General features: G+C 56.0%; 21 protein-coding genes and 1 tRNA gene. 12 read left to right on the top strand and 10 right to left on the bottom strand.

Annotated elements, in window-relative coordinates; translation table 11 throughout:
- Positions 1 to 9 precede the first annotated feature (9 nt).
- The 11 genes from tssK to ACP7EW_RS25405 all read left to right on the top strand — a co-directional run bounded on the left by tssK (position 10) and on the right by ACP7EW_RS25405 (position 12,160).
- Positions 10 to 1,356 (top strand): type VI secretion system baseplate subunit TssK, encoded by a 1,347-nt coding sequence (tssK, locus tag ACP7EW_RS25355; protein ID WP_178952869.1) that lies wholly within the window; start codon positions 10 to 12, stop codon positions 1,354 to 1,356.
- The gene (gene icmH, locus ACP7EW_RS25360; RefSeq protein ID WP_426220735.1) at positions 1,349 to 2,191 is read left to right on the top strand and encodes a type IVB secretion system protein IcmH/DotU; all 843 of its coding nucleotides are present in this window, start codon (positions 1,349 to 1,351) and stop codon (positions 2,189 to 2,191) included. The genes tssK and icmH overlap by 8 nt, the downstream gene beginning before the upstream one ends.
- A 103-nt stretch (positions 2,192 to 2,294) precedes the next feature.
- Entirely contained in the window at positions 2,295 to 2,816 is a 522-nt protein-coding gene (locus ACP7EW_RS25365) for an Hcp family type VI secretion system effector (RefSeq protein WP_426220737.1), read from the top strand.
- Positions 2,817 to 2,891: 75 nt separating this feature from the next.
- Positions 2,892 to 3,149: a PAAR domain-containing protein gene (locus ACP7EW_RS25370; protein WP_426220739.1), complete on the top strand. Its 258-nt coding sequence runs from the start codon at positions 2,892 to 2,894 to the stop codon at positions 3,147 to 3,149.
- Between the two features lie 25 nt (positions 3,150 to 3,174).
- Positions 3,175 to 5,106 carry a type VI secretion system Vgr family protein gene (locus ACP7EW_RS25375; protein WP_426220740.1) on the top strand — a complete coding sequence of 644 codons (1,932 nt, stop codon included), beginning with the start codon at positions 3,175 to 3,177 and terminating at the stop codon, positions 5,104 to 5,106.
- Between the two features lie 48 nt (positions 5,107 to 5,154).
- Positions 5,155 to 5,583 carry a DcrB-related protein gene (locus ACP7EW_RS25380; RefSeq protein WP_426220743.1) on the top strand — a complete coding sequence of 143 codons (429 nt, stop codon included), beginning with the start codon at positions 5,155 to 5,157 and terminating at the stop codon, positions 5,581 to 5,583.
- Between the two features lie 51 nt (positions 5,584 to 5,634).
- The gene (locus ACP7EW_RS25385; RefSeq protein ID WP_426220745.1) at positions 5,635 to 10,257 is read left to right on the top strand and encodes an RHS repeat-associated core domain-containing protein; all 4,623 of its coding nucleotides are present in this window, start codon (positions 5,635 to 5,637) and stop codon (positions 10,255 to 10,257) included.
- A gap of 10 nt (positions 10,258 to 10,267) precedes the next feature.
- On the top strand, positions 10,268 to 10,618 hold the full coding sequence (locus ACP7EW_RS25390; protein WP_033898456.1) for a hypothetical protein: 351 nt from the start codon (positions 10,268 to 10,270) through the stop codon (positions 10,616 to 10,618).
- 60 nt (positions 10,619 to 10,678) lie between these two features.
- Positions 10,679 to 11,440 carry an RHS repeat protein gene (locus ACP7EW_RS25395; protein WP_033898454.1) on the top strand — a complete coding sequence of 254 codons (762 nt, stop codon included), beginning with the start codon at positions 10,679 to 10,681 and terminating at the stop codon, positions 11,438 to 11,440.
- Positions 11,441 to 11,480: 40 nt separating this feature from the next.
- Entirely contained in the window at positions 11,481 to 11,759 is a 279-nt protein-coding gene (locus ACP7EW_RS25400; protein WP_426220904.1) for an HNH endonuclease, read from the top strand.
- Positions 11,750 to 12,160, top strand: a complete 411-nt coding sequence (locus ACP7EW_RS25405; RefSeq protein WP_426220748.1) for an SMI1/KNR4 family protein — start codon at positions 11,750 to 11,752, stop codon at positions 12,158 to 12,160. The genes ACP7EW_RS25400 and ACP7EW_RS25405 overlap by 10 nt, the downstream gene beginning before the upstream one ends.
- 172 nt (positions 12,161 to 12,332) lie before the next feature.
- On the opposite strand, the gene ACP7EW_RS25410 is transcribed toward ACP7EW_RS25405, so the two are convergent.
- From ACP7EW_RS25410 to ACP7EW_RS25440, 7 genes are all read right to left on the bottom strand, one after another.
- On the bottom strand, positions 12,333 to 12,686 hold the full coding sequence (locus tag ACP7EW_RS25410; RefSeq protein ID WP_426220750.1) for a hypothetical protein: 354 nt from the start codon (positions 12,684 to 12,686) through the stop codon (positions 12,333 to 12,335).
- A 584-nt stretch (positions 12,687 to 13,270) separates the two neighbouring features.
- Positions 13,271 to 13,582, bottom strand: a complete 312-nt coding sequence (locus ACP7EW_RS25415; protein WP_426220752.1) for a tyrosine-type recombinase/integrase — start codon at positions 13,580 to 13,582, stop codon at positions 13,271 to 13,273.
- A complete protein-coding gene (locus tag ACP7EW_RS25420) occupies positions 13,583 to 13,993 on the bottom strand; it encodes an integrase arm-type DNA-binding domain-containing protein (protein WP_051422199.1) in 411 nt (136 codons plus the stop codon).
- 229 nt (positions 13,994 to 14,222) lie between these two features.
- Positions 14,223 to 14,298, bottom strand: a tRNA-Gly gene (locus tag ACP7EW_RS25425).
- Positions 14,299 to 14,361: 63 nt separating this feature from the next.
- Positions 14,362 to 14,922: a CDP-diacylglycerol--glycerol-3-phosphate 3-phosphatidyltransferase gene (gene pgsA / locus ACP7EW_RS25430; protein ID WP_003232771.1), complete on the bottom strand. Its 561-nt coding sequence runs from the start codon at positions 14,920 to 14,922 to the stop codon at positions 14,362 to 14,364.
- Between the two features lie 277 nt (positions 14,923 to 15,199).
- On the bottom strand, positions 15,200 to 16,156 hold the full coding sequence (locus tag ACP7EW_RS25435; protein WP_426220754.1) for an STM4504/CBY_0614 family protein: 957 nt from the start codon (positions 16,154 to 16,156) through the stop codon (positions 15,200 to 15,202).
- Positions 16,157 to 16,239: 83 nt separating this feature from the next.
- Entirely contained in the window at positions 16,240 to 16,596 is a 357-nt protein-coding gene (locus ACP7EW_RS25440) for a gp19.5 family protein (RefSeq protein WP_426220756.1), read from the bottom strand.
- 23 nt (positions 16,597 to 16,619) lie between these two features.
- On the opposite strand from ACP7EW_RS25440, the gene ACP7EW_RS25445 reads away from it, so the two are divergent.
- A complete protein-coding gene (locus tag ACP7EW_RS25445) occupies positions 16,620 to 17,165 on the top strand; it encodes a hypothetical protein (RefSeq protein ID WP_426220758.1) in 546 nt (181 codons plus the stop codon).
- 76 nt (positions 17,166 to 17,241) lie between these two features.
- On the opposite strand, the gene ACP7EW_RS25450 is transcribed toward ACP7EW_RS25445, so the two are convergent.
- From ACP7EW_RS25450 to ACP7EW_RS25460, 3 genes are all read right to left on the bottom strand, one after another.
- Positions 17,242 to 21,291 (bottom strand): transglycosylase SLT domain-containing protein, encoded by a 4,050-nt coding sequence (locus tag ACP7EW_RS25450; RefSeq protein WP_426220760.1) that lies wholly within the window; start codon positions 21,289 to 21,291, stop codon positions 17,242 to 17,244.
- A gap of 137 nt (positions 21,292 to 21,428) precedes the next feature.
- Positions 21,429 to 22,010, bottom strand: a complete 582-nt coding sequence (locus ACP7EW_RS25455; RefSeq protein ID WP_426220762.1) for a virion core protein, T7 gp14 family — start codon at positions 22,008 to 22,010, stop codon at positions 21,429 to 21,431.
- Between the two features lie 10 nt (positions 22,011 to 22,020).
- Complete coding sequence (locus ACP7EW_RS25460) at positions 22,021 to 22,461, bottom strand: phage protein Gp13 family protein (protein WP_426220764.1); 441 nt, start codon at positions 22,459 to 22,461, stop codon at positions 22,021 to 22,023.
- Between the last annotated feature and the right edge of the window lie 38 nt (positions 22,462 to 22,499).

Consider the following 22,499-nt stretch of genomic DNA (forward strand, 5'->3'; position numbering starts at 1 on the left):
TAATCAACGATGAGTTCACGCAACCCCGTCATCTGGCATGAAGGTTTGTTCGTCAAACCCCAGCACTTCCAGCAACAGGCCCGCGCCGCCGAAGCCGCCGTGCATCATCGTATGCATAGCCTTAATGACGCCCTTTACGGCTTCAGCGAGTTGGAGCTGAACAGCGAATATTTGAGCTTCGGCAAGGTCGCCATCACCCAGGCGCGCGGGATCATGCCCGATGGCAGTGTGTTCGATATCCCTCGCGACCTGGCGCCACCTGCGCCGCTGGAGATTGCCGACAGCAGCGCAATCAATCAGATCGTCTATCTGGCCCTGCCGCTGCGCTCCAACGGTGCCCTCGAAGTGCGTTGGCCCGACCGCTACGGCAATAGCCGCTACATCGCCCGCCGCGAGGAAATCCGCGACACCCACAGCGATGACGGCGACCAGGTCGGCATGGACCTGGCCGTGCCCAACCTGCAATTGATGCTCGAACGCAGCGACCGCAGCGCCTTCACCGGTATCGCCATCGGCAGAATCAAAGACAAACGCCCGGACGGCAGCCTGGTGATGGACGAGCACTTCTACCCCACTAGCCTGTCCTTGCAAGCGGTGCCGGCGCTGCACCGCTATCTGGGCGAAGTGGCCGGGCTGATGCGCGCGCGCGCCCAGAACCTGGCCCAGCGTATTGGCTCGCCGGGGCAGTCAGGCGTGGCCGATGTCACCGACTTCAACCTGCTGCAAACCCTCAACCGCTTGTTCCCGTTATTTCAACACTTGGCCCGCCAACGCCAGGTTCACCCGGAACGGCTGTACATCGCACTGGCCCAGGCTTGCGGGGAACTGGTGACCTTCACCGATGAAGGTCACCTGCCGCAGGAATACCCGGCCTACCAGCACGACAACCTGCGCGAATCCTTCCAGCTGTTGGAACACACCCTGCGCAGGGCCTTGGGCACCGTGCTGCAACCGCGTGCGGTATCGCTGCCGATTGTCGTGCAGCAATACGGCGTACGCACCGCTGCGTTGAACGACAAACGCCTGCTGGACAACGCTGAATTCATCCTCGCGGTGCGGGCCGAACTGCCCGCCGAGACCCTACGCCAGCAACTGCCCAAGCAGATCAAGATCAGCTCCGCCGAGGGCCTGGAGCAACTGGTCAGCCTGCAACTGCCGGGCATCCCGTTGCTGCCGCTGCCGGTGGCGCCACGGCACCTGCCGTTCCATGCCGGCTTCAGCTACTTCGAACTCGACCACCATCACCCTGCCTGGGCAAGCCTGAGCAGCGGCAGCGGGTTTGGTTTCCATATCGCAGGAGAATTCCCAGAGCTGGAGTTGCAGTTCTGGGCGATCAGGAGTGAGAAAGATGAGTGAGTCCATGCCCACCGAAACCACGCCGCCAACGGACGACAGCAACCCGCTCTTCAGCTATTTGCAGCAGGCCACCCACACCAAGGAGTCCGACGCCGCAGAGGACCAGGCCAAGCCCGAACCGCTGCTCGCAGACCCCGAATTCGACATGCGCGGCCTGGCCTGGAACCCACTGTGCGATGCCGCCACGCCCTTGATCGGCCTGGTCATCCGCCTGCGTCGCTTGGACCAGCACGATGATGTGACTGCGTTGTACCGAAGCGTCAGCAACCAGATCACCACGATCATGGAAGAAGTCAGCCAGCTCGACTACGACGCCGGCATGCTCAAGGCCTACTCCTACAGCCTATGCCTGTTGCTGGACGAGGTCGTCATGAGCACCTCCTGGGGCAGGCTCTCCAGTTGGAGTGAACGCTCGTTGCTCAGCCAGTTCCATGGGGAAACCCGAGGCGGTGAGCGATTCTTCACCGTCATGAACAACATGATCCCCGAAGCGGCCCGCTACCAGCATGTACTGGAGTTCATGTACCAGTGCCTGATCTCCGGCCTCAAAGGCAAATACGGTGCTCATGCCAAGGGCGATGACGAAATACAGAAGATCATCAACCAACTGCACGGACTGTTGCGCCCGCTACGCGGCGAGACGCCCAGACGCCTAACCGATCCCCTGAAAAACGTCGCCCCGCGCAATTACCGGATCAAACGTGCCTGGCCATTGTGGACGCCATGGGCATTGGCCGCTGTTGTGCTGACCTGCGCCTACACGATCTATTCCATGCGCCTGAACAGCATCACCCAGGAAGTGCTCGCCTCCCTCGAACGGACTCTCAACCTTTAACCGATTTCAGCGCGCTCATCCCGAGCGCCTGCAAAGCCATGGCCGTCTCGGCCATAACCCGCGACCCACGGGTCGCTCAATTGATCGCGACAAGGAGCAAGTCATGCCAACACCCGCGTATATCAGTATCCACGGCAAAGACCAGGGCCACATCACCAAAGGTGCGTTCACCGCAGACTCGGTGGGCAACGTGTTTGTAGAAGGCCACGAGGACGAAATTCTTGCCCAGGAAATCGACCACCAGATCGGTGCCCCTACCGACCCGCAAAGCGGTCAGCCTACCGGGCAACGGGTGCATAAACCCCTGACGTTCACCAGCGCATTGAACAAGGCTTCGCCAATGCTGTACCAGGCACTGGCCACCGGAGAAATGCTGCCGATCGTCGAAGTCAGGTGGTTCCGTACGTCCACCGACGGCAAACAGGAGCATTTCTTCACCACCAAATTGGAAGAGGCCACCGTCGTCGACATCCACACCGTGTTGCCTCACGCCCAGGACCTCGAAAACAAGAATTACACCCAACTGATCAAGACCAGCCTGTCATATCGAAAGGTCAGCTGGACCCACAAAGTGTCGGGTACCGAAGCCTCGGATGACTGGCGTAAACCGGCAGAAGCGGGCTAAACGCGGGCCTCGTTCCGTCGCAGCATTCGTGCAGCGGCGGAACCTTCACTGACTCACTACTGCTTAGGAGGCGCTATGCCTGCCGTCGTTCTGGTCGGACACGACCATGATTGCCCTTTGTGCGGCCCCACTACCGTCGAAAGCGGTACGCGCAACGTCACCGTCAACGGCCGCGCCATCGCCCGTGTTGGCGACACCCTCGGCTGCGGTGCCGTGATCATCAGCGGCTCGCCCTCAATGGTCATCAACGGCAAAGCCGTAGCCCGCGTCGGTGACAGCACCGACCACGAAGGCATCCTGGAAAACGGTGATGCCAGCTGGATGATCAACTGATCCGGACTCACTACAAGGAGGTTCCATGCCCCGTCAAAGCGACCTGCGTTACACCTTCGAACCGCTGCGGGGCGATCCCTTCGAAGTGGTCTCTTTCACCCTCGAAGAGGGCTTATCCCAGCCGTTCAAACTTGAACTGGAACTGGTCAGCCACCACCCCGCCATCGACTTCTACCGCATGCTCGACCTGACTGCGGTATTCACCATCTGGCGCAACGACACCCCAGTGCGCTACGTCCACGGCCTGGTCAGCCTGTTCCAACAGGGCGACACCGGCTTTCGCCGCACCCGCTACACCGCCGTGATCGAGCCAACCCTGAAGCGTTTCGACCTGCGCTCCAACTGGCGCATCTTCCAGGCCCTAACCGTGCCCGACATCATCACCAGCATGCTGGCCGAACAAAAACTGACCGACATCCGCAGCGAAATCTGCTTTGAGCACCAACCCCGCGAATACTGCGTACAAGCCGGCGAAACCGACCTCGATTTCATCGCCCGCCTCGCTGCCGAAGAAGGCCTGCTCTACGCCTTCGAACACCGCGCCGACGGCCACACCCTCGTCCTTACCGACCGCGTCGGCGGCCTGGGTACCATCGGCACACACACCGATTGCCCGGTGATCTACCAGCCCATGTCCGGTGGCGACTCCCTGAAACCGGCGTTGAACCGCTTCCACTACACCGAGCAAGTGCGCACCGCCGTGCAGGTACAGCGCGACTACACCTTCACCCACCCGCGCTACAACCAGCAGCACACCGCCACTGGCGATCAGGACCTGAACAACCAGCACAAGGACTACGAACGCTACGACTACCCCGGCCGCTACAAACGCGACATCGCCGGCAAGCCCTTTACCAAAACGCGCCTGGCGGCGCTGCGCAACGACGCCAAGTTGGCACACTTGGAAGGCGACGATGAACGCCTCCAACCGGGGTTGGCGTTCGACCTCAACGATCATCCGCGTGAGGACTTCAATGACCGTTGGCGCACCATTGCCATCAAGCACGAGGGCAAGCAGCACACCAGCTTGCAGGAAGAATCGTTTGGCAGCGGCCTCGGCACCTCTTACACGTTAAAGGCCAGCGCCATCCGCTGGACCTCGGACTGGAAAGCCCCGCTGCGCAACAAACCCTGCATCGACGGCCCGCAGATCGCCACCGTGGTCGGCCCACCGGGCGAGGAGATTTATTGCGATGAATGGGGCCGGGTCAAAGTGCAGTTCCCGTGGGACCGCTCGGATAAAAACAACGATCACAGCTCGTGCTGGATTCGCGTGACTCAAGGCTGGGCTGGGGCAACCTGGGGCTCCATGGCCATTCCGCGTGTGGGCCAGGAATTAGTGATCAGCTATCTGGACGGTGATCCAGACCAGCCAATTGCCATTGGACGAGCGTACCGGCAGACCAACTTGCCGCCCTACGAGCTGCCTAAACACAAGACGCGGATGACCATCAAGAGCCGCACCCATAAGGGCGAAGGTTTCAATGAACTGCGTTTTGAAGATGAGCTGGGCCAGGAAGAGGTGTTTATCCATGCCCAGAAAGATCAGAACACCGTCGTCAAGAACAACCAGACCCAATCGATTGGCGCGGACCGAAGCAGCCAGGTCGGCCAGGACGAAACCATCACCGTCGGCCGTACCCGCATGCGGGTGGTTAAGGCCAATGACACCTTGAAGGTGGGCGGCAACAAGAACGACACGGTAGCCGGCGAATACGAGATCGAAGTAGGCGGCACGTTGCGTTTGAAGTGTGGCAAGACGCTCATTGAGCTGCATGCAAACGGCAAGCTGAACATCACCTGCGAGGACTTCAACATCACTGGTACGCAAACCGGCCAGATCAACACCCTAGGCGCGAAGCTCGACCTTAACCCGGATGGTGGGTCGGCCGGTGCTACTGCAAATGGGCAAGACGGTGGCGCACTGAAGGCCAGTGTCGATGGGCATTTCGAATAGCCCCACTTTTCCCATCACCCAACTATCAAAGAAAAGGACGCGCCTGCAATGACTGATTATCTGACCCACGATGTAATCCTTAGTTTTGCCGATGAAACGCCCGAGGACTCGACGCTGAACGTTCTGCGTTTTAGCAAACGAAATACCACGCTGGTGATTGCCCGCAGCCCTGTTGATAACCGGCAGTCCTTGGACGAGGCACTGACTGCCCAGCTGGATCAGCTGCGCAACAAGACCCAAGCATTGAGCATCACACCGGCACAAATCACTCACCTGGGGAACCAGCAGCAAGTGGAGGGCCGAGAAATGGCCGTCCAGTTCATGACGGGGGGCAAACCAAACTTTCAGTTGCAAGTCGCCTGCCTGATTCCCGGGCAACAACGCCTGCTGGTCCTCAACTACAGCAAACAAGGCCCATTAAGCGACGGCGACATCACCCACTGGCGCGCCATCAAGCAAACGCTGCGCTTTTCCTGAACTTTCCGCCCCTAAGAAATCCGTTCTCGATCAGCAAGGAGCTTGTTGCCAATGGCACAAATTGTCCACGCCGCCCGGCAGGGTGACGCTATTCTTCACCCATCACTCATCGCTGAGTTGATCAGCGCAGCAGTGGAAACAGTCATCTATGCAGCGGCTGCGCTGGCGGTGGGGGCCGTTATTTGCCTTGCAATAGTGGGCACCGCCTTCACGGGCGGCGCGCTCGGCGTCGTTATCGGCATAGCGGCAGGCGTTGCGGTAGGCGTCATGAGTTCGATGCCCATAGGAGAGGATCGAAGTATCGGTGACGCCATTTCTGACTTTAGCGACTCCGTTGGCAACGCAATGTCGTCACCGACGGTCTTAGGCGAAATCAAAAGCGGCTCCCAAAATACCTTTATCAATGGCAAACCCGCTGCTCGTGCGGCAGGCACCAGCTCCCCCGCTGGCGAATCCGATGGACCAGAAGAGAAGGAAGAAGAACCGTCAGTTCTGGAGAACGTAAGCGCGATAGCGCAAACGGCTCTGGGATTTGCATTTCCTCCCCTCAAGTTGGTCAAAGACCTCTTTGACACGGTTCATCAAATTTTCAACCCTCCAGTAACAACCCCCGCAGCGCCGGGGTTCACCCCCAAGGAAGAAGACAAGATCACCTGCTCCCGTCATCCACCCATGCCTGAGACCTACATAGCACAAGGCTCAGACAAGGTGCTGATCAATGGCCGGCCAGCGGCACGCTCGGGAGATAAGGCCACCTGCGATGCCACCATCGATGTGAACGCCAACGTCTCTCCCAATGTGCGTATTGGCGGCGGAACGGTGACCGTTCGGAATATTCACAGTGGCAAAAGCAAGACTGCGCAGATCGCGGGGATTGTAGCGGCACTACTTATATCCAGACGAATGGGAGTTCGCTCTCGCCGTTCTTCAAAAGCGAAAAATAACAGATCCACAATCTGTGATCGCGTAGGCGAACCTGTGCATATTTCCACCGGTGGCAAAGTCCTCGACGGTGCAGAAGACGTTGACTTCAGCCTCCCTGGGTTGCTGGGTATCGAGTGGGCCCGAAGCTACGACAGCAACGACTCCCGAACCAACGGTATTTTCGGTCGGGGCTGGAGCGTTCCCTATGAGGTGGAAATCGTCCGTGTCCCGCATCCCCACGGCAGCGAGCTATGGATCTATGTCGACGAGACAGGCAACCGCCTGGAACTGGGCCAACTCATAGCCGGCAACGCGTTCGTCAGTGCCATCGATGGCTTGGCCTTCTTCCAGTTGGAGGATGGTCAGACCGTTGTCGAGGACATCCACGCAGGGCGCTATCAGGTTTTCCAGTCTGATCCGCATAACCCGCAACGCTCGCGACTGATCCGCTTGGGCGATCGCAACCTTAACGTCCTCGACATGCTGTACGACGAACAGGGCCGCCTGCACTTCCTCGTCGACAAGTACAGCCAAACCGTCGTACAGCTTCACTATGATCAACAACATCCAAACCGTGTCGGCAAGGTGTCTCGCGTATTCCTGAAGGCAGGCGACAGCCTCAGTATCGAACACAACAAGATCCTGGCCAGCTATCGCTATACACGCAGTGGCCAGTTGCATGAAGTGTTGGACGCGACGGACCACGTGGTGCGCCGTTTCACCTACACCGCCGAGGGCTACCTCAACAGCCACCAGATCGCCAGTGGCGCTATCCGCGAGTACGAATGGGCACGCTTTGCCATCCCCGAGAATCGCCCCACACCCAAGCGCGCAGACGGCACCGCATACCAACTTCCGCCACTATTGGAGCCACAACCCGACCACGAATGGCGCGTCATTCGCCACTGGGGTAGCGACGGCGAAGCGTATCGATTCGAATACGACCTGGAACGTGGCGAAACCCACGTCACCGATAGCCTTGGCCGTCAGGACCATTACTATTGGGGCCCGTTCTACGAGATCTACAAACACATCGACCCCCTCGGCAATTGCTGGCAAGAGGAAATCATCGCCGGTCAATTGATGAAGAGCGTCGATCCACAGGGCGGCGAATGGCGCTACAGCTACGATGATATTGGCCGCCTGATCGAGACGCGCGATCCATTGGGGCGTAGCGAGCACATCCGCTACCTGCGGCACTGGGCCTTGCCTGTCGAAGTCACCGATGGTGCGGGGCGCACGTACCGCTCCGGCTACGATGCCCAGGGCAACCTGCTCTGGGAAGCGGATCCGCTGGGCCGCAAGACCCACTACCAATACGACCCCGAAGGTCGGGTGGTACGTGTCACCGATGCGCTGGACAAGACCAAGTACCTGAGCTGGAACATGCACGGCCAGTTGCTCAGTTACCGCGATTGTTCCAATGCGCAAACGCTGTACCACTACGACACCGACGGGCGCCTCAGCGAAGCCATCAATGCCCGTGGCGAGCACACCCACTATCGGTATGACGCACGTGGCTACCTGATCGAAAGCGAGCGCCCGGATGGCCGCATCGACCGCTACGACATCGATGGTGCCGGTCAACTGATCGCCTATACCGACCCGGCCCAGCGCATCACCCACCTGCGTTATGACCGCAGTGGCCGGCTGATTCAGCGTGTCGATGCCCTCGGCCACACTGTCGAGTTTGACTACGACGCCTATGGCCGCCTGCTGCACCTGAGCAATGAAAACCACGAACGCTACTGCTTCGAGTGGGATGCGCTGGACCGCCTGCTGGCCCAGCAGGACCTGGATCGCAGCGGGCGCATCTACCAGTACAACCCGTTGGACGATGTCACCGGCATCCACCATATCCCCGCGCCGAATGCCGAACCTGATCTGGATGGCAAGGTCAGCGCCGAACCGCACACGCCACTGGTACATCATTTCGAGCGTGACGCCCTCGGCCGCCTGATCCGCAAACGCACCGACGATGGCGTCACCGAGTATTCCTACGACAATGCCGACAACCTGCTGACGATCAGTTTTACCGATAACCAAGGTGACCAGCAGCGGCTCGACTACACCTACGATGCCCTCGGTCAGCTGCTCAGCGAGACCAACAGCGCCGGTCTGCTGCAGTACAACTACGACGAGCTGGGCAACCTGGAAACCCTGACCCTGCCTGATCAACGTCAGCTCAACCACCTCTACTACGGCAGCGGCCATCTACATCAAATTAACCTGGGCGGCCGGGTGATCAGCGATTTCGAGCGCGATTCACTGCACGAGGAAGTGCTGCGCACCCAGGGCGCCCTGCACACCCGCACCCGTTACGACCGCAATGGCCGCCTCAGCCAAAAGGCCCTGCACTACCAGCAGGTCGCTCGCGAAGTGCTGCCGCTGTTGCAGAAGGACTACCAGTACGACGCCAGCGACAACCTGGTGGCCGAGATACTCACCCAGACCCAGCGACCTGGCGGCAACCGCCCGACCGCAGCGGCCAATGATGACAGCCTGATCGGGCGTTTTCACAATCAGGCATCTACCGGCAAGTCCTATCAAGGCAGTGCCGCGTACGGCTACAACCCGGTCGAAGAGATCCAGAGTGTGCACCGAGGACAGTCTATCGAGAGCCTTAACTACGACGCGGCCGGCAACCTGTTCGATGGCTATCGGGTCAACGGCCTGATCAAGCACAACCGCGTGCATGTGTATCAGGACAAACGTTATCGCTATGACCGCTTTGGGCGGCTGAGCGAAAAACGCATTGGCAGCAGCCGAATCCAGCACTTCGAATACGATGCGGAACACCGGCTGATCTGTATCCGTCAGCAACAGGGATCAATGACCCAGCGCATCGTTTTCAACTACGACCCGCTGGGTCGGCGTATCAGCAAGCAGGTGTATAACGACGATACCAGCGAGCCGAGCCACCGCACGCTGTTCCATTGGCAAGGCTTGCGCCTGCTCGAAGAGATGCAGGACGGCCGACCCAGCCTGTACGTGTACGCCGATCCGGGCAGTTATGAACCCTTGGCCCGTATCGATGGCAAGCCGGGTAGTGAGGAAATCTTCTACTTCCATACCAATCTGGCGGGGCTGCCGGAACAGCTGACCGATACTGACGGCAACACGGTGTGGAACAGCGAGTACCAGGCCTGGGGCAGGACGCGGGACGAGTGGCATGCTCAGCAGCCGGGGCGTGAGCAGAACCTGCGTTTTCAGGGCCAGTACCTTGACCGCGAAACCGGGCTGCACTACAACACCTTCAGGTACTATGATCCGGATGTGGGGCGCTTTACTCAGACGGATCCGATTGGGTTGGCGGGCGGGCTGAACCTTTATCAATATGCTCCGAATTCGACAGGTTGGATTGATCCATTAGGGCTAAGGAGATGCCCTAAACTATGGGATGTGGACTCCCACCAAAATAATAAGAACGCCGTTAGGGGCCGAAACCTTAAATTGGATTCACACCATGTCGGACAAAAAAACATCATGCAAAATTTGGTGAAGAATTATGATCCCAAGACAGCTCCGACCATCCTAGTACCTCGGACTGGCCATACAACAAGAAATGGAGAAATCGGCATTGTATCCAGAAGCAAGATAAACCCAAAAACAGGACAACCATTTACAAATGCCAGATCTCTTGTCGCTAGAGACATTAAAGAGCTAAGGAGAGTTTACCCAGACGTTCCGAATAGCAAGCTCCAGAAACTCATTAGACTTAACAAAGAAATGTACCCAGAACTCAGGTAAGGGCAGGCATATGAACCTTGACGAGCAAGTGATAAGCTCCATATTTGAAGAGCTACTCGAAGACAACTCATCTAACTACAAGAAAGAACTGAGCAAACCCGCCGACTCAAAGCTAGACTTATACGCTAGAGTACGGTGTGCGCTAGCCAAACTCAGCACCAGCGAAAGAGACGATATTTTTAGAGTTTTCGACATAATTATTGCCGATAGCGCATCTGTAATATTTGGCACACTGGATGGAACTCATTTCCCAAACAACATTAATGAAGATTTTATCCTTCAATACAACAACAAAGAAATCCAAGGCAATTTACAGGATATTTTCATAGAAAAAGCCGAAGAAAAGGGTATCTACAAATAGAAATAACAAGAGTGATAGAGGTGTGCTCTGACTACAGCCCGACGGCGCCCGGCAACATGCATGAGTGCAGGCGCCGCCCCCAAACAACGCCTATACCCCTTCCACGCGGACGGAATCACTTACACACTTCCGCCGCTGCTGGAGTCGCAACTCGATCACGAGTGGCGCGTTACCCGCCACTGGAGCATCACCGATACTCTGGACAAGACCAAGTACCTGAGCTGGAACCTGCACGGCCAGCTACTCAGTAGCCGCGATTATCCCAATGCGCAAACGCTTTACTACTACGATGCCGACGGGCACCTCAGTGAAAGCATCAATGCGCATGGCGAGCACACTCATTACCGCTACGACGCCCGCGGCTACCTGATCGTAAGTGAACGCCCCAAGGTGCGCATCGACCGCTACGACCGCAGTGGAAGACTGATACAGCGTGTCGATGCCATGGGCGATACCGTCGACTTCGGCTACAACTCCTATGTTTGCCTGCTGCACCTGAGCAATGAAAACCACGAACGCTACTGCTTCGAGTGGGACGCGCTGGACCGCCTGCTGGCCCAGCAAGATCTGGATGCCAGTGGGCGTATCTACCAGTACAACCCGTTGGGTAATGTCACCGGTATCCACCATGTCTCCGCGCCGCTGGCCGAGCCCGACCTGGATGGAAAGGACAGTGCCGAACCACGCGCGCCACTGGCGCACCATTTTGAACGCGACGCCCTCGACCGCTTGATCCGCAAGCGTACCGACGACGGCGTTACCGAGTATGCCTACGGCAATGCCGACAACCTGCTGGCGATCATCCTCACCAACACCCGGTGACCAGCAGCGGCTGGACTAAACCTACGACGCCGTAGGTCAACTGCTCAGCGAGGCCAACAGTGCCTACGCCCTAGACACACAAGCTGCAAACAGGGAAGCCGGGCTAAATCAGAAATCCGCACCGAAGGGCTACGTTTGGCACCATGTGAATGATTACGATCCAAAGTCAAACACCGGAATAATGCAACTTGTAAAACAAAAAGCACACTTGGGAATAAAACATGCCGGAGGCGTTAGCCGGTACTCAGTAGCAACCGGAAAAAAATATACTCATCCTGCGAGACCAGCCAAGCCTAAAGGACCTACCAGATGCCCATAACCCTACAGAATTGCGAAGCCCCAATTAGTACTCTTGAACTCGATGAATTCACTAAAACTATTGGCAGCACGCCATCAGAATATTTTAGAAATTTCTACCTAACAAATAATGGCGGAACCTTTGATGACTCAATCACAGAAAGCAATGCCTTTTTACTAAACAGCTTTCTCTCCATAAAAAATGCTGAGGTAACAATTGAAGATACATACAAGCAACTAATCAAAGGAGAGCCCGAATTAAAAAACCTAGTCCCATTCGCCTATGACGATTGCGGTAACATTTTCGTTTTATCCGCCAGAAATAAAGATTTCGGGCTTGTCTATCTATGGCTGAGCGATGAAAGAGATCTAGTTTTTTTATCTAGCTCTTTCGAAGAATTTCTCGCACAGCTTGAGCAATGATTAGAACCACACCACCTATAACCAGGGCAACATTATCCGGAAGGGAGATCGACTAAACCTTCGAATACGACCTGGGACGTGCACCCTCCCCACTGGGTCGTGAGGATCATCGCTACAGGGGGCCGCTGTATGAGATCTATAAACACATCGCCCCCTCGATGTGCGGAGAAATTTACGGCCTCTCCGCAGCCGCCAGCCACTCACTGACGCCGGAAACCCCGCGAGACAATAATTCGTCTTGCACCGAAACGACTCGTCGCAACATCACTCCTCCATCGGCCTCCTCCCACTCTTCTGCTTCCGCAAATAGACGCGTAAGTAGCTGAGTAAACTTGCCATCATGGTCATATATGTGCCCGCCCTTTTCACGCACAAAGCCTAGGTACAGTTCGAAGATCGTGAGCGCCTCAGCGGGATCTCTCTGCGCAGTGGAGTTTAGCCATTCACCTAAACCATAGATGTGCGCATTCGCTTTAGCACTTGCCTCACGAGTACCGAAGTGGTGGCGCACGAGATCAGAGGGCACGCTCGCAGCATCACCATGAAACAGTGGCTCATTCGTTGCGCCACAGCGTTTCCATGTGGACCAGAAGACAGGCCATACTCAAGGCCTGCGATGCATTGGCTGCGATGCCTACTGAAATTACTGGCATTCGACCATACGATCGAAGCTCCATGCCACGCTGCTTCTTCATCTATAGCGGAGAGATCTCTCAGAAGCTCAGAAGTACGGCCATGGTCTGGCAAAGCGGCCAGAGCGGATATTCTCCCCCAGGTCTCGAAATCCTTTCCGACACCTTCTTGGCGAATGCGCTTCAGCCACTTCGATACACGCGCAAAATCATTGTAGTAGGCATAGTAGAGGCACGGCTCAGCGACGCCCCATAAACCGGACGATCCGCCTTCCATGCAACGATCAAACAAATCCCAGCCCAAGCCAGGCTCCAGACTCTGCAGATACGGTAGGCGGCGAATAATGACAGCAGCTATTGCTGGACTTTTCTCATCAGCAAAACTACGCAGAAGCCCCAACAACTCGCCAGGTATCAGAGTGCCGCTCTCTGAACTGCTCGGGCTTAGCGGCACGCAGCTCGCCCGTTCGCACACCGGTCAGCAACAGCAGACGAATACCTCGCACGGTATTGGGTGACCGCCGTAGCTGCCCAACTTGCGCAGTAGCTCCGGGAGTTCGTCCATCTGCAGGTAAGGATTGTGACGGACCTTGGGCTTGGGCAGCGCCACGATATCGAGGTCGGCAGACGGGTTTGTCGCGAGCCCCTTTTCGACCATCGCATAACGGAACAACTGGTTGAGCCAGGTGCGACATTTCTGCGCCGTGGTCATGGCCTTGCGCCGCTCGATCCGGCGCAGCACTTCCAGCACATGCTGACGCGAAATCTCAGCGATCGGCAAATCACCCAATCAGGGCAAGATATCTTTGGCGAAGTGGCGGTCAATCTGCTCCAAAGTCCCCTGGCGTCCAGCCTTCACGCTCAAGGCTTTAAACGCACGCCAGTCGGCGAAAACACTTCGAAAAGAACCGTCTGTAGAGGCGCTGGCGGCCAGTCGTGCTTCGCGACGGTGAGTGCGTGGATCAACGCCCTGGGCAATCAAGGCCCTGGCCTCGTCCCGCCCCCGGCGCGCATCTTTAAGGCTGACTGCTGGGTAAACACCCAAGGAAATACGTGCTTGTCTGCCCAGCCAATAAAAGCGGAAATGCCATTGCTTGGCACCCTTGGGGCCCACGAACAGCGCAAGCCCATCCGTGTCTTTGATGGTGTAATTTATACCGGAAGGTTTCGCCTGGCGAACGGCGGTATCGGTCAAGGCCATGAGTACATCTCCCGTCTCGTAGGATCGAGGAGATGTATATCGATGCCGGACCGGGGCGTTCTGCCCAAAATCCGCTGTGCCCGCTACCCGAATTCGATGTACTTAATTATGTACTTAAAATGCGTGCCGGGGGGTGGATTTTGACAGATTGCACTGGAACGAAAAAAGACGCCGAAGCGTCTATTTTCAATGACTTACAGACTTCCATGGAACTCTGTAGATCGATATTTGGAGCGGGAAACGAGACTCGAACTCGCGACCCCGACCTTGGCAAGGTCGTGCTCTACCAACTGAGCTATTCCCGCGTCTTGGTGATGCGCATTCTATAGAATTATCAGAACCGGTCAACCCTTTGATTCAAAAAAGTTTTATTTCTTTTCAACCGTGGTGCGCAGATGCGGCCAGGCAGCGCGCAAATACTGGAGCATGGACCACAAGGTCAGGCCAGCGGCGATCAGCAGCAAGGCGTAGCCAGTCAGGACCCAGAAGGAGAAGTCCGACGGGTTGGCCAGCAGGATGACCAGCGCAAGCATTTGCGCGGCGGTTTTCCACTTGCCCATGTTGGACACGGCCACATGAGCGCGGGCGCCGATTTCGGCCATCCATTCACGCAGAGCCGAGACAACGATCTCGCGGCCGATGATCACGGCGGCCGGCAGGGTCAGCCACAGGTTGCCGTGTTCTTGCACCAGCAGGACCAACGCGACAGCCACCATGAGCTTGTCGGCCACCGGGTCGAGGAACGCGCCGAACGGCGTGCTCTGTTCCAGGCGGCGGGCCAGGTAGCCGTCGAGCCAGTCGGTGGCAGCCGCGAAGGCGAACACCGAGCTGGAGGCCGCATAGCTCCATTCGTACGGCAAATAGAACAACAGAATGAAAATCGGAATAAGCAGGACGCGTAGAACGGTGATCAGATTAGGGATATTCATCGGCACAACTGGCTACGAGGTGGAAAGGCATTCTACTCGCTATGAAGGCACAAGAGGCGTGGCGCAGCCATGATACGAGCATATTTGAACGAATGTCTAACGCTGTTCTAACCCAAGTCTAACACTCGGGAATCAGCGAGGCAGGCCGTAACGATACCAGAAAGGAACGACCTACAGAGGCGCCCATGCGCGCGATAAGGACCCAGGCGAGGCCCCACGGGGGGGAACTGCGGGCTGGCCCTATTGAGGTGGTCATTCAGATTTTTCTGTCAGATTCTCAAAGGGCCAATCGCTGTCGTTTAGCCTCAAGGCCAGCGAGCATCAATATCGCGGCGGCCGTCAAATGCAGGCCATAGGCTACAACCTCAGGCTCCACGGTCCTGATAGCTTCCCCTTGGCCATGGCCACCGTTCTGGTTCCTTAAAGTTGGAATACCACTACTGAGGACGTTGCTCAATGAGGTGAGGTGAGACTCGTTATAGGCAGGTACGAGTCCAGCCTTTGTGCAGGCCAGCACCAATTTAGAAGCCGTATCGCGTGGAGAGTAGCTCTCTCCATTAGCACTCAAAATGACTTTCATTGTGCTCTCAAATGCCTTCAAAGCATCTACAAGCGCCTCTTCATGATTGCCATGGCGATAATGCTCGTATGCGCCGAGGAACTCATCTTGTGCCCCTTCGAATCCGTTTGTGTTCAGGAAACCAATGGCAGGTTTTACAATCTCTGAATGAAGCAGCCGGGAGTCAATGCGGATAATCTGGCCACCAATCAACTCATAACCCAAACCTGCCTCACGAAATCTTGCATTAAGCTCTTCTATACAATCATCCACAAATTGTTCCGGACTATGGCGCGAGCTGACATAGAACATTGACCGGGCCGCATCCCCACCTACTCCGTAACACAATTCAATCGCGTCAAGACACAGCTCAACGTCCTCTTCGTTGAGTATGAAGTCAGTTAAGTCTTGCCATGCATTGCCTGGTCCAAACCCTCTAATCTCTTCACATAAATAGGCGCGCCCATACTCTCGCCTTAAAGCACCCACTATCCCGTTATAAGTCTCGTTCGGTTTGGATGTGTTCGCATAAACGTAAGAATCGCCCATCAGCTCGTGGATCATGTAGCAAAGCTGCACCCTGAACTTATCCGAAAAATGGTCATACGTGTAGACGTCGGATACTTCACCACGGAGGCGTTTCCGACGCTTAGAATACAAATCAATTACCGGCATATCCTTTCACCTAAGCGAGGCCAAAGTGACATCATAGCTCTTGTGGACGCATCTTTACGAACCCTAAGAGAGTCCCGCTAAGGTCACCCGTCACAGCCACTAAATAGCACACAGACGACATCCCCAAAGGTTTCGATAAGTGGACCACCTTGAACAACTCCGAGAGAAACAAGGAGTAAAGCAAGAAATCGGTAGGTGACACGGTGCGTCAGCAGGATTCGAAGGGACGGCCATACGGCCCTCATTGCTTCCTTCATTCCTGTTTGCTCCTTTAGATCTGCCCTTTGGAGGTGATGCTTATCAGCATAATCACCAAACCTCTGAGGGTCTTTGAGACGGTCTTTAAGAGGTATCTTTAGGCCCCCTATCCTAATAGTGAGGGGTTTTGGAGGCTTTGATAAGCGGGGCTTCCAGCTATGGTGTCCCAAGGCCATACTCATGTGCTACTCAAAGGAGAATGAGCGTGACTGAAGTATTTGAGCTGTTAGGGGCTGCACTTCTATCGATTGCAGGCAGTGGCGTAATCATCATGGCTTTCTCATCATGGCTGGGAAAAGTCTGGGCAAGCCGGATTTTGATGACGGAAACCCACAAGCTGAATAAGGAACTTGAGGAGACCAAACGTAGCCTTGACCTTATAAAGGAAAATACTCTTCGCTTTCAAAACGACAAGATACTGACCTACAAAGCTGTAGCTGAAATAGTCGCAAGGCTTCTGGCCTCCCTCGACACTCATGAAGACGGTAGGTTGGTCGGTGAGGCCGCCCAGGCTCGATTCGATGAATTCAACGAGCAGCGATTAAGGGCTTACGGATATCTCGCAATGCTCGCGCCCCAAGCCGTAATGGACGCCTACGATGGCCTTATGGACCTACTACTACAAATAAGCAACGGTAATGCCGACTATGAATGGGCCGAGGTCCGCGCGAAGTCCCTTGCGATGATCAATACCGTCCGTGCAGACATTGGAATAGACAAGGATCCGATCGCATACAACGGCAAGCATTGACCGGCTCTATATCCGAATTCTGAAATAAAGGGGCCCATTAAGGACCCCTCGTGTTTGTTGCTATTAAATGTATCTGTTAGCGAATCTCGACGCCTTGAGACTCCATCATCATGAGCAACAACTTCTGAGTTACTGGATCGTTGGGCACGAGACCGCGTAGGCCATTGAAAACGCCTGTCATGTATTCCTGATCAGCTCTACGCGAGTCAGAACCCAGAGCGCCGAAGGCGTTGTAGCCAGTCTGATAACCGTTCGCCAAGACGCCCATGGCAGGAACCTGTTCAGAGACACGCCCGAGGAACCCGGTGTATCGCTTGTCCTGGGTCGGGCTGTACTTCATTGCACCTTGTTCTGGTTTCTCCTTAGCCCCTCGCGGGAGGATCGAAGAGCGCACGGCGGCGCCTTGGTCGAATCCGAAAGGAGCCGCAACGATGTTCAGCAGACCGAGCGGCGCCCCGATGTGAGAGCTACGGGACAGGCCCGCATAGGCCAACATCTTGGGATCAAGCGAACTCTTCAAGAACCCTTCGCGCTGGTCCTTAGGCATGCCCGCCGCTTGGCTGTACTTCATCGCAACGTAGGTAGACACAGCGAGACCCGCAGAGAGAACCGCTTGCATCGTCTGATCAATCGCTCGACCGTTCTTCGTAGCATCGTGATAGCCCCGCACCAACCGAGAGTTGACGGAGCGCATCGTGAAGTTCTTGAACTGCATCGCCATCTTGACCCCTGCCCCATAGGCCACCGTATCGGCAGACGAAAGAGCGTGAGGCCTCAGGATGGTCTCGTGTGCGATCTTGTCGCCCATCCGCCACATGTCCATTGTCCGTGGATCGCGTTGAAGGGCTGCACGGTCCTTGATGGTGTATTTACCGTTCTTGCCCATAACCATGTGCTCACGGATAGAAGCCTTGATCCCCTCGAGTTGTTCGGGAGTGATAGACATCGAGTGGAGTCTTTGCGGCTCGAATAGGCCCGACTTCCGGCCAGCCAATACGTGGTCCACGAGGTCCGAAAGAACGCCCGACCGGCCAGCATCTGCGATGTAGTTTGAAGACTCCGTGAGGAACTTCGTGAACGGCGACCATGCTGACGTTTCTTGAGTTGCGAACTTTATTGACCCCAATACATTAGCCAGCAAGGGGTTTACATCCGCTTGATTACGAAGGCGCTCAATGATGTCCATCCGAGATGGTCGAATGTGGTTATCCAGCTCACGCCCGAAAACCAATGAATGCATGTCTCTAAGGTCGTTGGCGCTGATCTTCGAGCCCCACCGGGTCATATCGCGAAGCAAGGGAACACCTTTCAGAAGCATGCGTGTATGCCCCTTGGTGACCATACCCGCGACTTCCGCGATTGACTGCACGCCCATATAGGCATTTTTCGAAACAAACGAAAGATCCGAGAGAATCCGTGCAGTAGTCGCTAAGGCTCCCTCAGGCTCCCGACGTGCCCGACCTGTGAGGATCTTTACGGACTCTTCGAGGGCTGCTTTCTCGGCCTTGCTGGATGCTTTCACCTTGGAGATGTCGTGTAGCAACTCCCCAGTGGTTCGCCCGGTTGCCCCCATGATCCCAATGTCACCGTTAACGCGACGGTCATAGCTCGGAGTAATCCGGCCCAGGTCGAATTCACGAAGGTCGTTTACTGCAAACTGAGTCCCGTCAGAGAGCGGCACCGCCATATCAGAATCAAAGAGGTGACGCCCTTCGAGGAAGTTGTTTGAGGCTAATCCCATGCTACCGGGGACGCTTCCTTGGTCACCCACTGCCAGCAAGTTAGATCCGTCGAAGTCGTCAGACTTGGCGATACCGAATGCCTTACGTGTGGCGTAGTCATCGACAGCGGCTTGCAGGTCAGCGGGATCCAGTACGCGGCCCTCTCGGGTTGCCTGATCCGTCAGAAACTTATCTACACGAGCCTTTACATGTGGCCTCGCTGCATAGCTGGCGAGCCAGGATTCAGAGATTGCATGCTGAAGGCCTTCCTGATCACCGAAGCGTCGAAGATGTAGCGCCTTGGCCGCTGTCGAGTAGACGTTGGGAATGTATGAGCCAGCGTGTCGAGTCTCTGGGAGGATCGCTCGGGCATGCCGGTTACCAAACTGGGCAGGCGCTGCAAGGTAATCGGCTTTACGGTCGTAGTGAGCCCTTACGGTTTCCATCATCTTGCGTTCACCTGGGGTCAACTGTGCTGCCTTGGTGCCCGTGGAGTCCTCAATAGCTTCAGCAACACGACGGTTAACCATGTCCATGTGAGCCTGTCGGCCCCCTGCCTGCGTTGCAAACTGAGGGTCCTTAATGGCTTCCAAGAGCTGTTCCGACATCTTGTTGTAAGTGACATGATCCTGAGATGCGGTGCGCTCAATGATGTCCGAAGCGGTTGCCCCGAACTTACCGTTAGATCCGCTTACGGTGCCTGTCGGTGACCGGAAAAGCTGACCACCGATGTTCCTCACAGCTTCATTTTCAGAACGTAATAGCGTGTAGCCAATCTCTGTAAAGCCGCCCATAGAGGCCCCTTTGGCTGCTTGCTCGGTTGGCATGAATTGCTCAGCGTCCCGAAGGGTCATAGGGTTCAGGGGGTTTGAAGCAGACAGGATGGAACCGTCTTGAAGGCGAACGGCTCCCGGCTCGCTTGGGTGCGGTACTACATCAATCCCACCGATGTTCTCAGGGGCTTCACCGGCCAACCAAGGGAATCGGGAAGGGTCATCCATGCCAGTCTGTCGGGCTGTCTCACGAGCTTCCAGGCGAATCGCAGGACCCGCAAAAGGATTGTTATCGAAGCTCTCCATTTCAGGGTGCAAGTCGAACCGCTCGTTAGGTAGAGCCGACTCACCGTGCATAGCCAAGGTTTTCTCCAAGAGGTCGTCAGGGACTTCCTCACGGGTTGGCTGTACGGCTCGTTGTGCCGCCCGGTCAAACAGAGCTGTAGCACCAGCGCCGAAGAGAGCGCCACCGACCAAAGCGGTCCCGTAGTGCCCCTCGATACCTGTAGCCGCCTCACGTAGTCCTTCGGACGCAACAGCGCCTGCACTGCCATACACAGCGCCTTGGGCCATACGAGAAACCAAGCGGGATCCTGTAGCACCTGGGATCGGCGCATATGTCAGCGGGTCAACACCAGCGGAGATAAACCCACCGACAATCTGTGCCCCCGTCCCTGCCCCGTTGATTCGAGCCTCATAACCAGCGTTCTCCTTTGCCATCGCAATAGCCTGAGGGAGATTCGCTCGCTTGCCCTTCGAGTAATCCATGATGAAACCGAAGTACTGAGGGTCTACGCCCTCCTTGCGGATCATGTCGAAGTCATCGCGAGTCCACGAAGAGGTGTCTGTAGGATTCACCCAGTCCAAAGGGTCCACGTTTTCCTGAGTGGCGTAGCGCAGAATCGAGGGAATTGGGGAAGTCATAACAGAGGCTTTCGTAGCGTCACCTGTCCCCTCGAAGAATGTCTTTTCAGGCTTCGCCATCGACAGGTAATCGGGCTGGGTCACTGGGGCTTCACCGCCCTTCAGTCCCATAGCGCCCAGACCTGGGAGGCCCTGGCCTACGTGAATCGGGTTGTTGGCTGTAAGTCCCTGAGTGACGTCCTCAAAACTCACAGCCTTAGCCTTTGGGTGAATGCCTGGATCGGTCACCCCCATAGAATCAAAGTACTTCCGAGACGGACTATCGCCCGACACGTCCAGCAGGTTGCGCATGTAGGTCTGACCCTCAGAGCTGATCTTGGAGAAGTCGCCTTGATCGAATGCGGCCAACTGTGGCGCGCCGAGACGGCCTTGGCCCTGGTTGAATGCGAGGGCAGCTTTCAGCAAGTCACCGCCATAGGCCCCCTTGAGGTCTTTAAGGTGGCGCATGACAGCCGGGATAGCCTTCTGGGGGTCCATTCGATCCTCAGGGGACATCAGGCCGTATGCCTTGCCGGTCAACTCTGTGAACTGCCCAAGTCCAAGCGGGCCTGTTGGGCTCTTTGCCTCGGTCTTAAAACGGGACTCGTTGAAGATCAGCTTATGGGCGAAGTCGTAAGGTATGCCTTCACGGTCAGCCTCTTGGCGAATCATGGAGTCGTAAGGGGTCCCGTTAGCCAGGACCTGCGCGTATTCGTCTTTACTGTTCAATGTGTTCTCCTTTGTGATTACTGTTTGCGTCGGCCATTGAGCAGACACACGAAAGCCTCCCGGCGTTTTTGGGGCTTGCCTGATTAGGTATGGGGGACTTGGAAAAGATAAAAACCGTTGCGGCTTACCTCAGAGTGTTATGACGGCTTGGGCCCTCCTTGTGGTGTGCCTGCGCCTTTGGGAGCGGCCTTCGAGAAACCGCCACCGGCTGCGTACCCTCCCAGGCCCGCCCCTACGATGTTCAAGGCGTTCGCGATGTTATTGACCTTCGCACCCCGACCACCGCCACCACGAACAGCCGACCGTGCGTTCTCAACAGCCCCGACACGGTTCTGAAAGATTGCTGCGTAGTCGCGATTGTAGTTTTCGGTAATGTTCATCTTCTCGGCGGATGCATCGCTGTCAGCAGAGCGGCGAATTCGGTCAATGGAGTTACCAGACATACCGGACTCACCTACCGCTGCGTTGATGGTCCCTCGGTTGCGAAGGGCTTGAAGATTGACCTCAGTGAGTTGACGTTGGGCCTCTTCACGCTTGTCCACCATCGTTAAGGCCGTGTCCGCGTCCTGCATGTTTGCTTGCTTGATAATTTCCTGTTGGTTCTTGCGCTGGCCGTCAATCATGGCCCCTTTTGATTTAGCTGCATCAGAAGCGCCAGAAGCAGCCATCGCCGCAGATACTGCCATCATTGATATCGCGATAGATGTTGGTTCACACATTTACTACCTCCTATAACCAGAATTGGCAGAATTCGAATCCAGCAGGACTCAAAAGACGCTGCGTGTTGAACGTCGCTCCAAGAGACTCCAAGAGACGGAGATGGGCGTGATTATTGATCGATACGACGTTGGTCAAGACGACGCCTACTTCTTCCTCCTTGATACACACCAAGTGTTTCTTAAGAATCCGGTAAAAACAAATACGATCAGCCTTTGAGATGTTGTCGATCACGTTCGTTGTGACAAACCATATAGCCCCCTTAGCATGACCACCGACAGCCAACACAACCTCATTCAGTTTAATAGAGTAAGTAGTCTCATCAAGATACTTAGGGAAGACCGCAAGAGGGTCACGTCCCGACTGAAGCAAATCAAACTCCCTGAGATCGCCAGACGACAGGTTTTTAGCGGCAAACATTAGGTCTTCGGCAGTTGCTTTTAATCTTTGCATCTTATAGTTCTCCATGACGGTTAGTAATAGTGAGTTCT

It is taken from the genome of Pseudomonas sp. DWRC2-2 (assembly GCF_049897885.1).
GTDB classification, from domain to species: domain Bacteria; phylum Pseudomonadota; class Gammaproteobacteria; order Pseudomonadales; family Pseudomonadaceae; genus Aquipseudomonas; species Aquipseudomonas azotoformans_A.

Excerpts from the sequence above, each read along its gene's own strand:
- tssK (WP_178952869.1), top strand. The coding sequence starts at position 10 with ATGAGTTCACGCAACCCCGTCATCTGGCATGAAGGTTTGTTCGTCAAA.
- icmH (WP_426220735.1), top strand. The coding sequence starts at position 1,349 with ATGAGTGAGTCCATGCCCACCGAAACCACGCCGCCAACGGACGACAGC.
- ACP7EW_RS25365 (WP_426220737.1), top strand. The coding sequence starts at position 2,295 with ATGCCAACACCCGCGTATATCAGTATCCACGGCAAAGACCAGGGCCAC.
- ACP7EW_RS25370 (WP_426220739.1), top strand. The coding sequence starts at position 2,892 with ATGCCTGCCGTCGTTCTGGTCGGACACGACCATGATTGCCCTTTGTGC.
- ACP7EW_RS25375 (WP_426220740.1), top strand. The coding sequence starts at position 3,175 with ATGCCCCGTCAAAGCGACCTGCGTTACACCTTCGAACCGCTGCGGGGC.
- ACP7EW_RS25380 (WP_426220743.1), top strand. The coding sequence starts at position 5,155 with ATGACTGATTATCTGACCCACGATGTAATCCTTAGTTTTGCCGATGAA.
- ACP7EW_RS25385 (WP_426220745.1), top strand. The coding sequence starts at position 5,635 with ATGGCACAAATTGTCCACGCCGCCCGGCAGGGTGACGCTATTCTTCAC.
- ACP7EW_RS25390 (WP_033898456.1), top strand. The coding sequence starts at position 10,268 with ATGAACCTTGACGAGCAAGTGATAAGCTCCATATTTGAAGAGCTACTC.
- ACP7EW_RS25395 (WP_033898454.1), top strand. The coding sequence starts at position 10,679 with ATGAGTGCAGGCGCCGCCCCCAAACAACGCCTATACCCCTTCCACGCG.
- ACP7EW_RS25405 (WP_426220748.1), top strand. The coding sequence starts at position 11,750 with ATGCCCATAACCCTACAGAATTGCGAAGCCCCAATTAGTACTCTTGAA.
- ACP7EW_RS25420 (WP_051422199.1), bottom strand. The coding sequence starts at position 13,993 with ATGGCCTTGACCGATACCGCCGTTCGCCAGGCGAAACCTTCCGGTATA.
- pgsA (WP_003232771.1), bottom strand. The coding sequence starts at position 14,922 with ATGAATATCCCTAATCTGATCACCGTTCTACGCGTCCTGCTTATTCCG.
- ACP7EW_RS25435 (WP_426220754.1), bottom strand. The coding sequence starts at position 16,156 with ATGCCGGTAATTGATTTGTATTCTAAGCGTCGGAAACGCCTCCGTGGT.
- ACP7EW_RS25440 (WP_426220756.1), bottom strand. The coding sequence starts at position 16,596 with ATGAGTATGGCCTTGGGACACCATAGCTGGAAGCCCCGCTTATCAAAG.
- ACP7EW_RS25455 (WP_426220762.1), bottom strand. The coding sequence starts at position 22,010 with ATGTGTGAACCAACATCTATCGCGATATCAATGATGGCAGTATCTGCG.
- ACP7EW_RS25460 (WP_426220764.1), bottom strand. The coding sequence starts at position 22,461 with ATGCAAAGATTAAAAGCAACTGCCGAAGACCTAATGTTTGCCGCTAAA.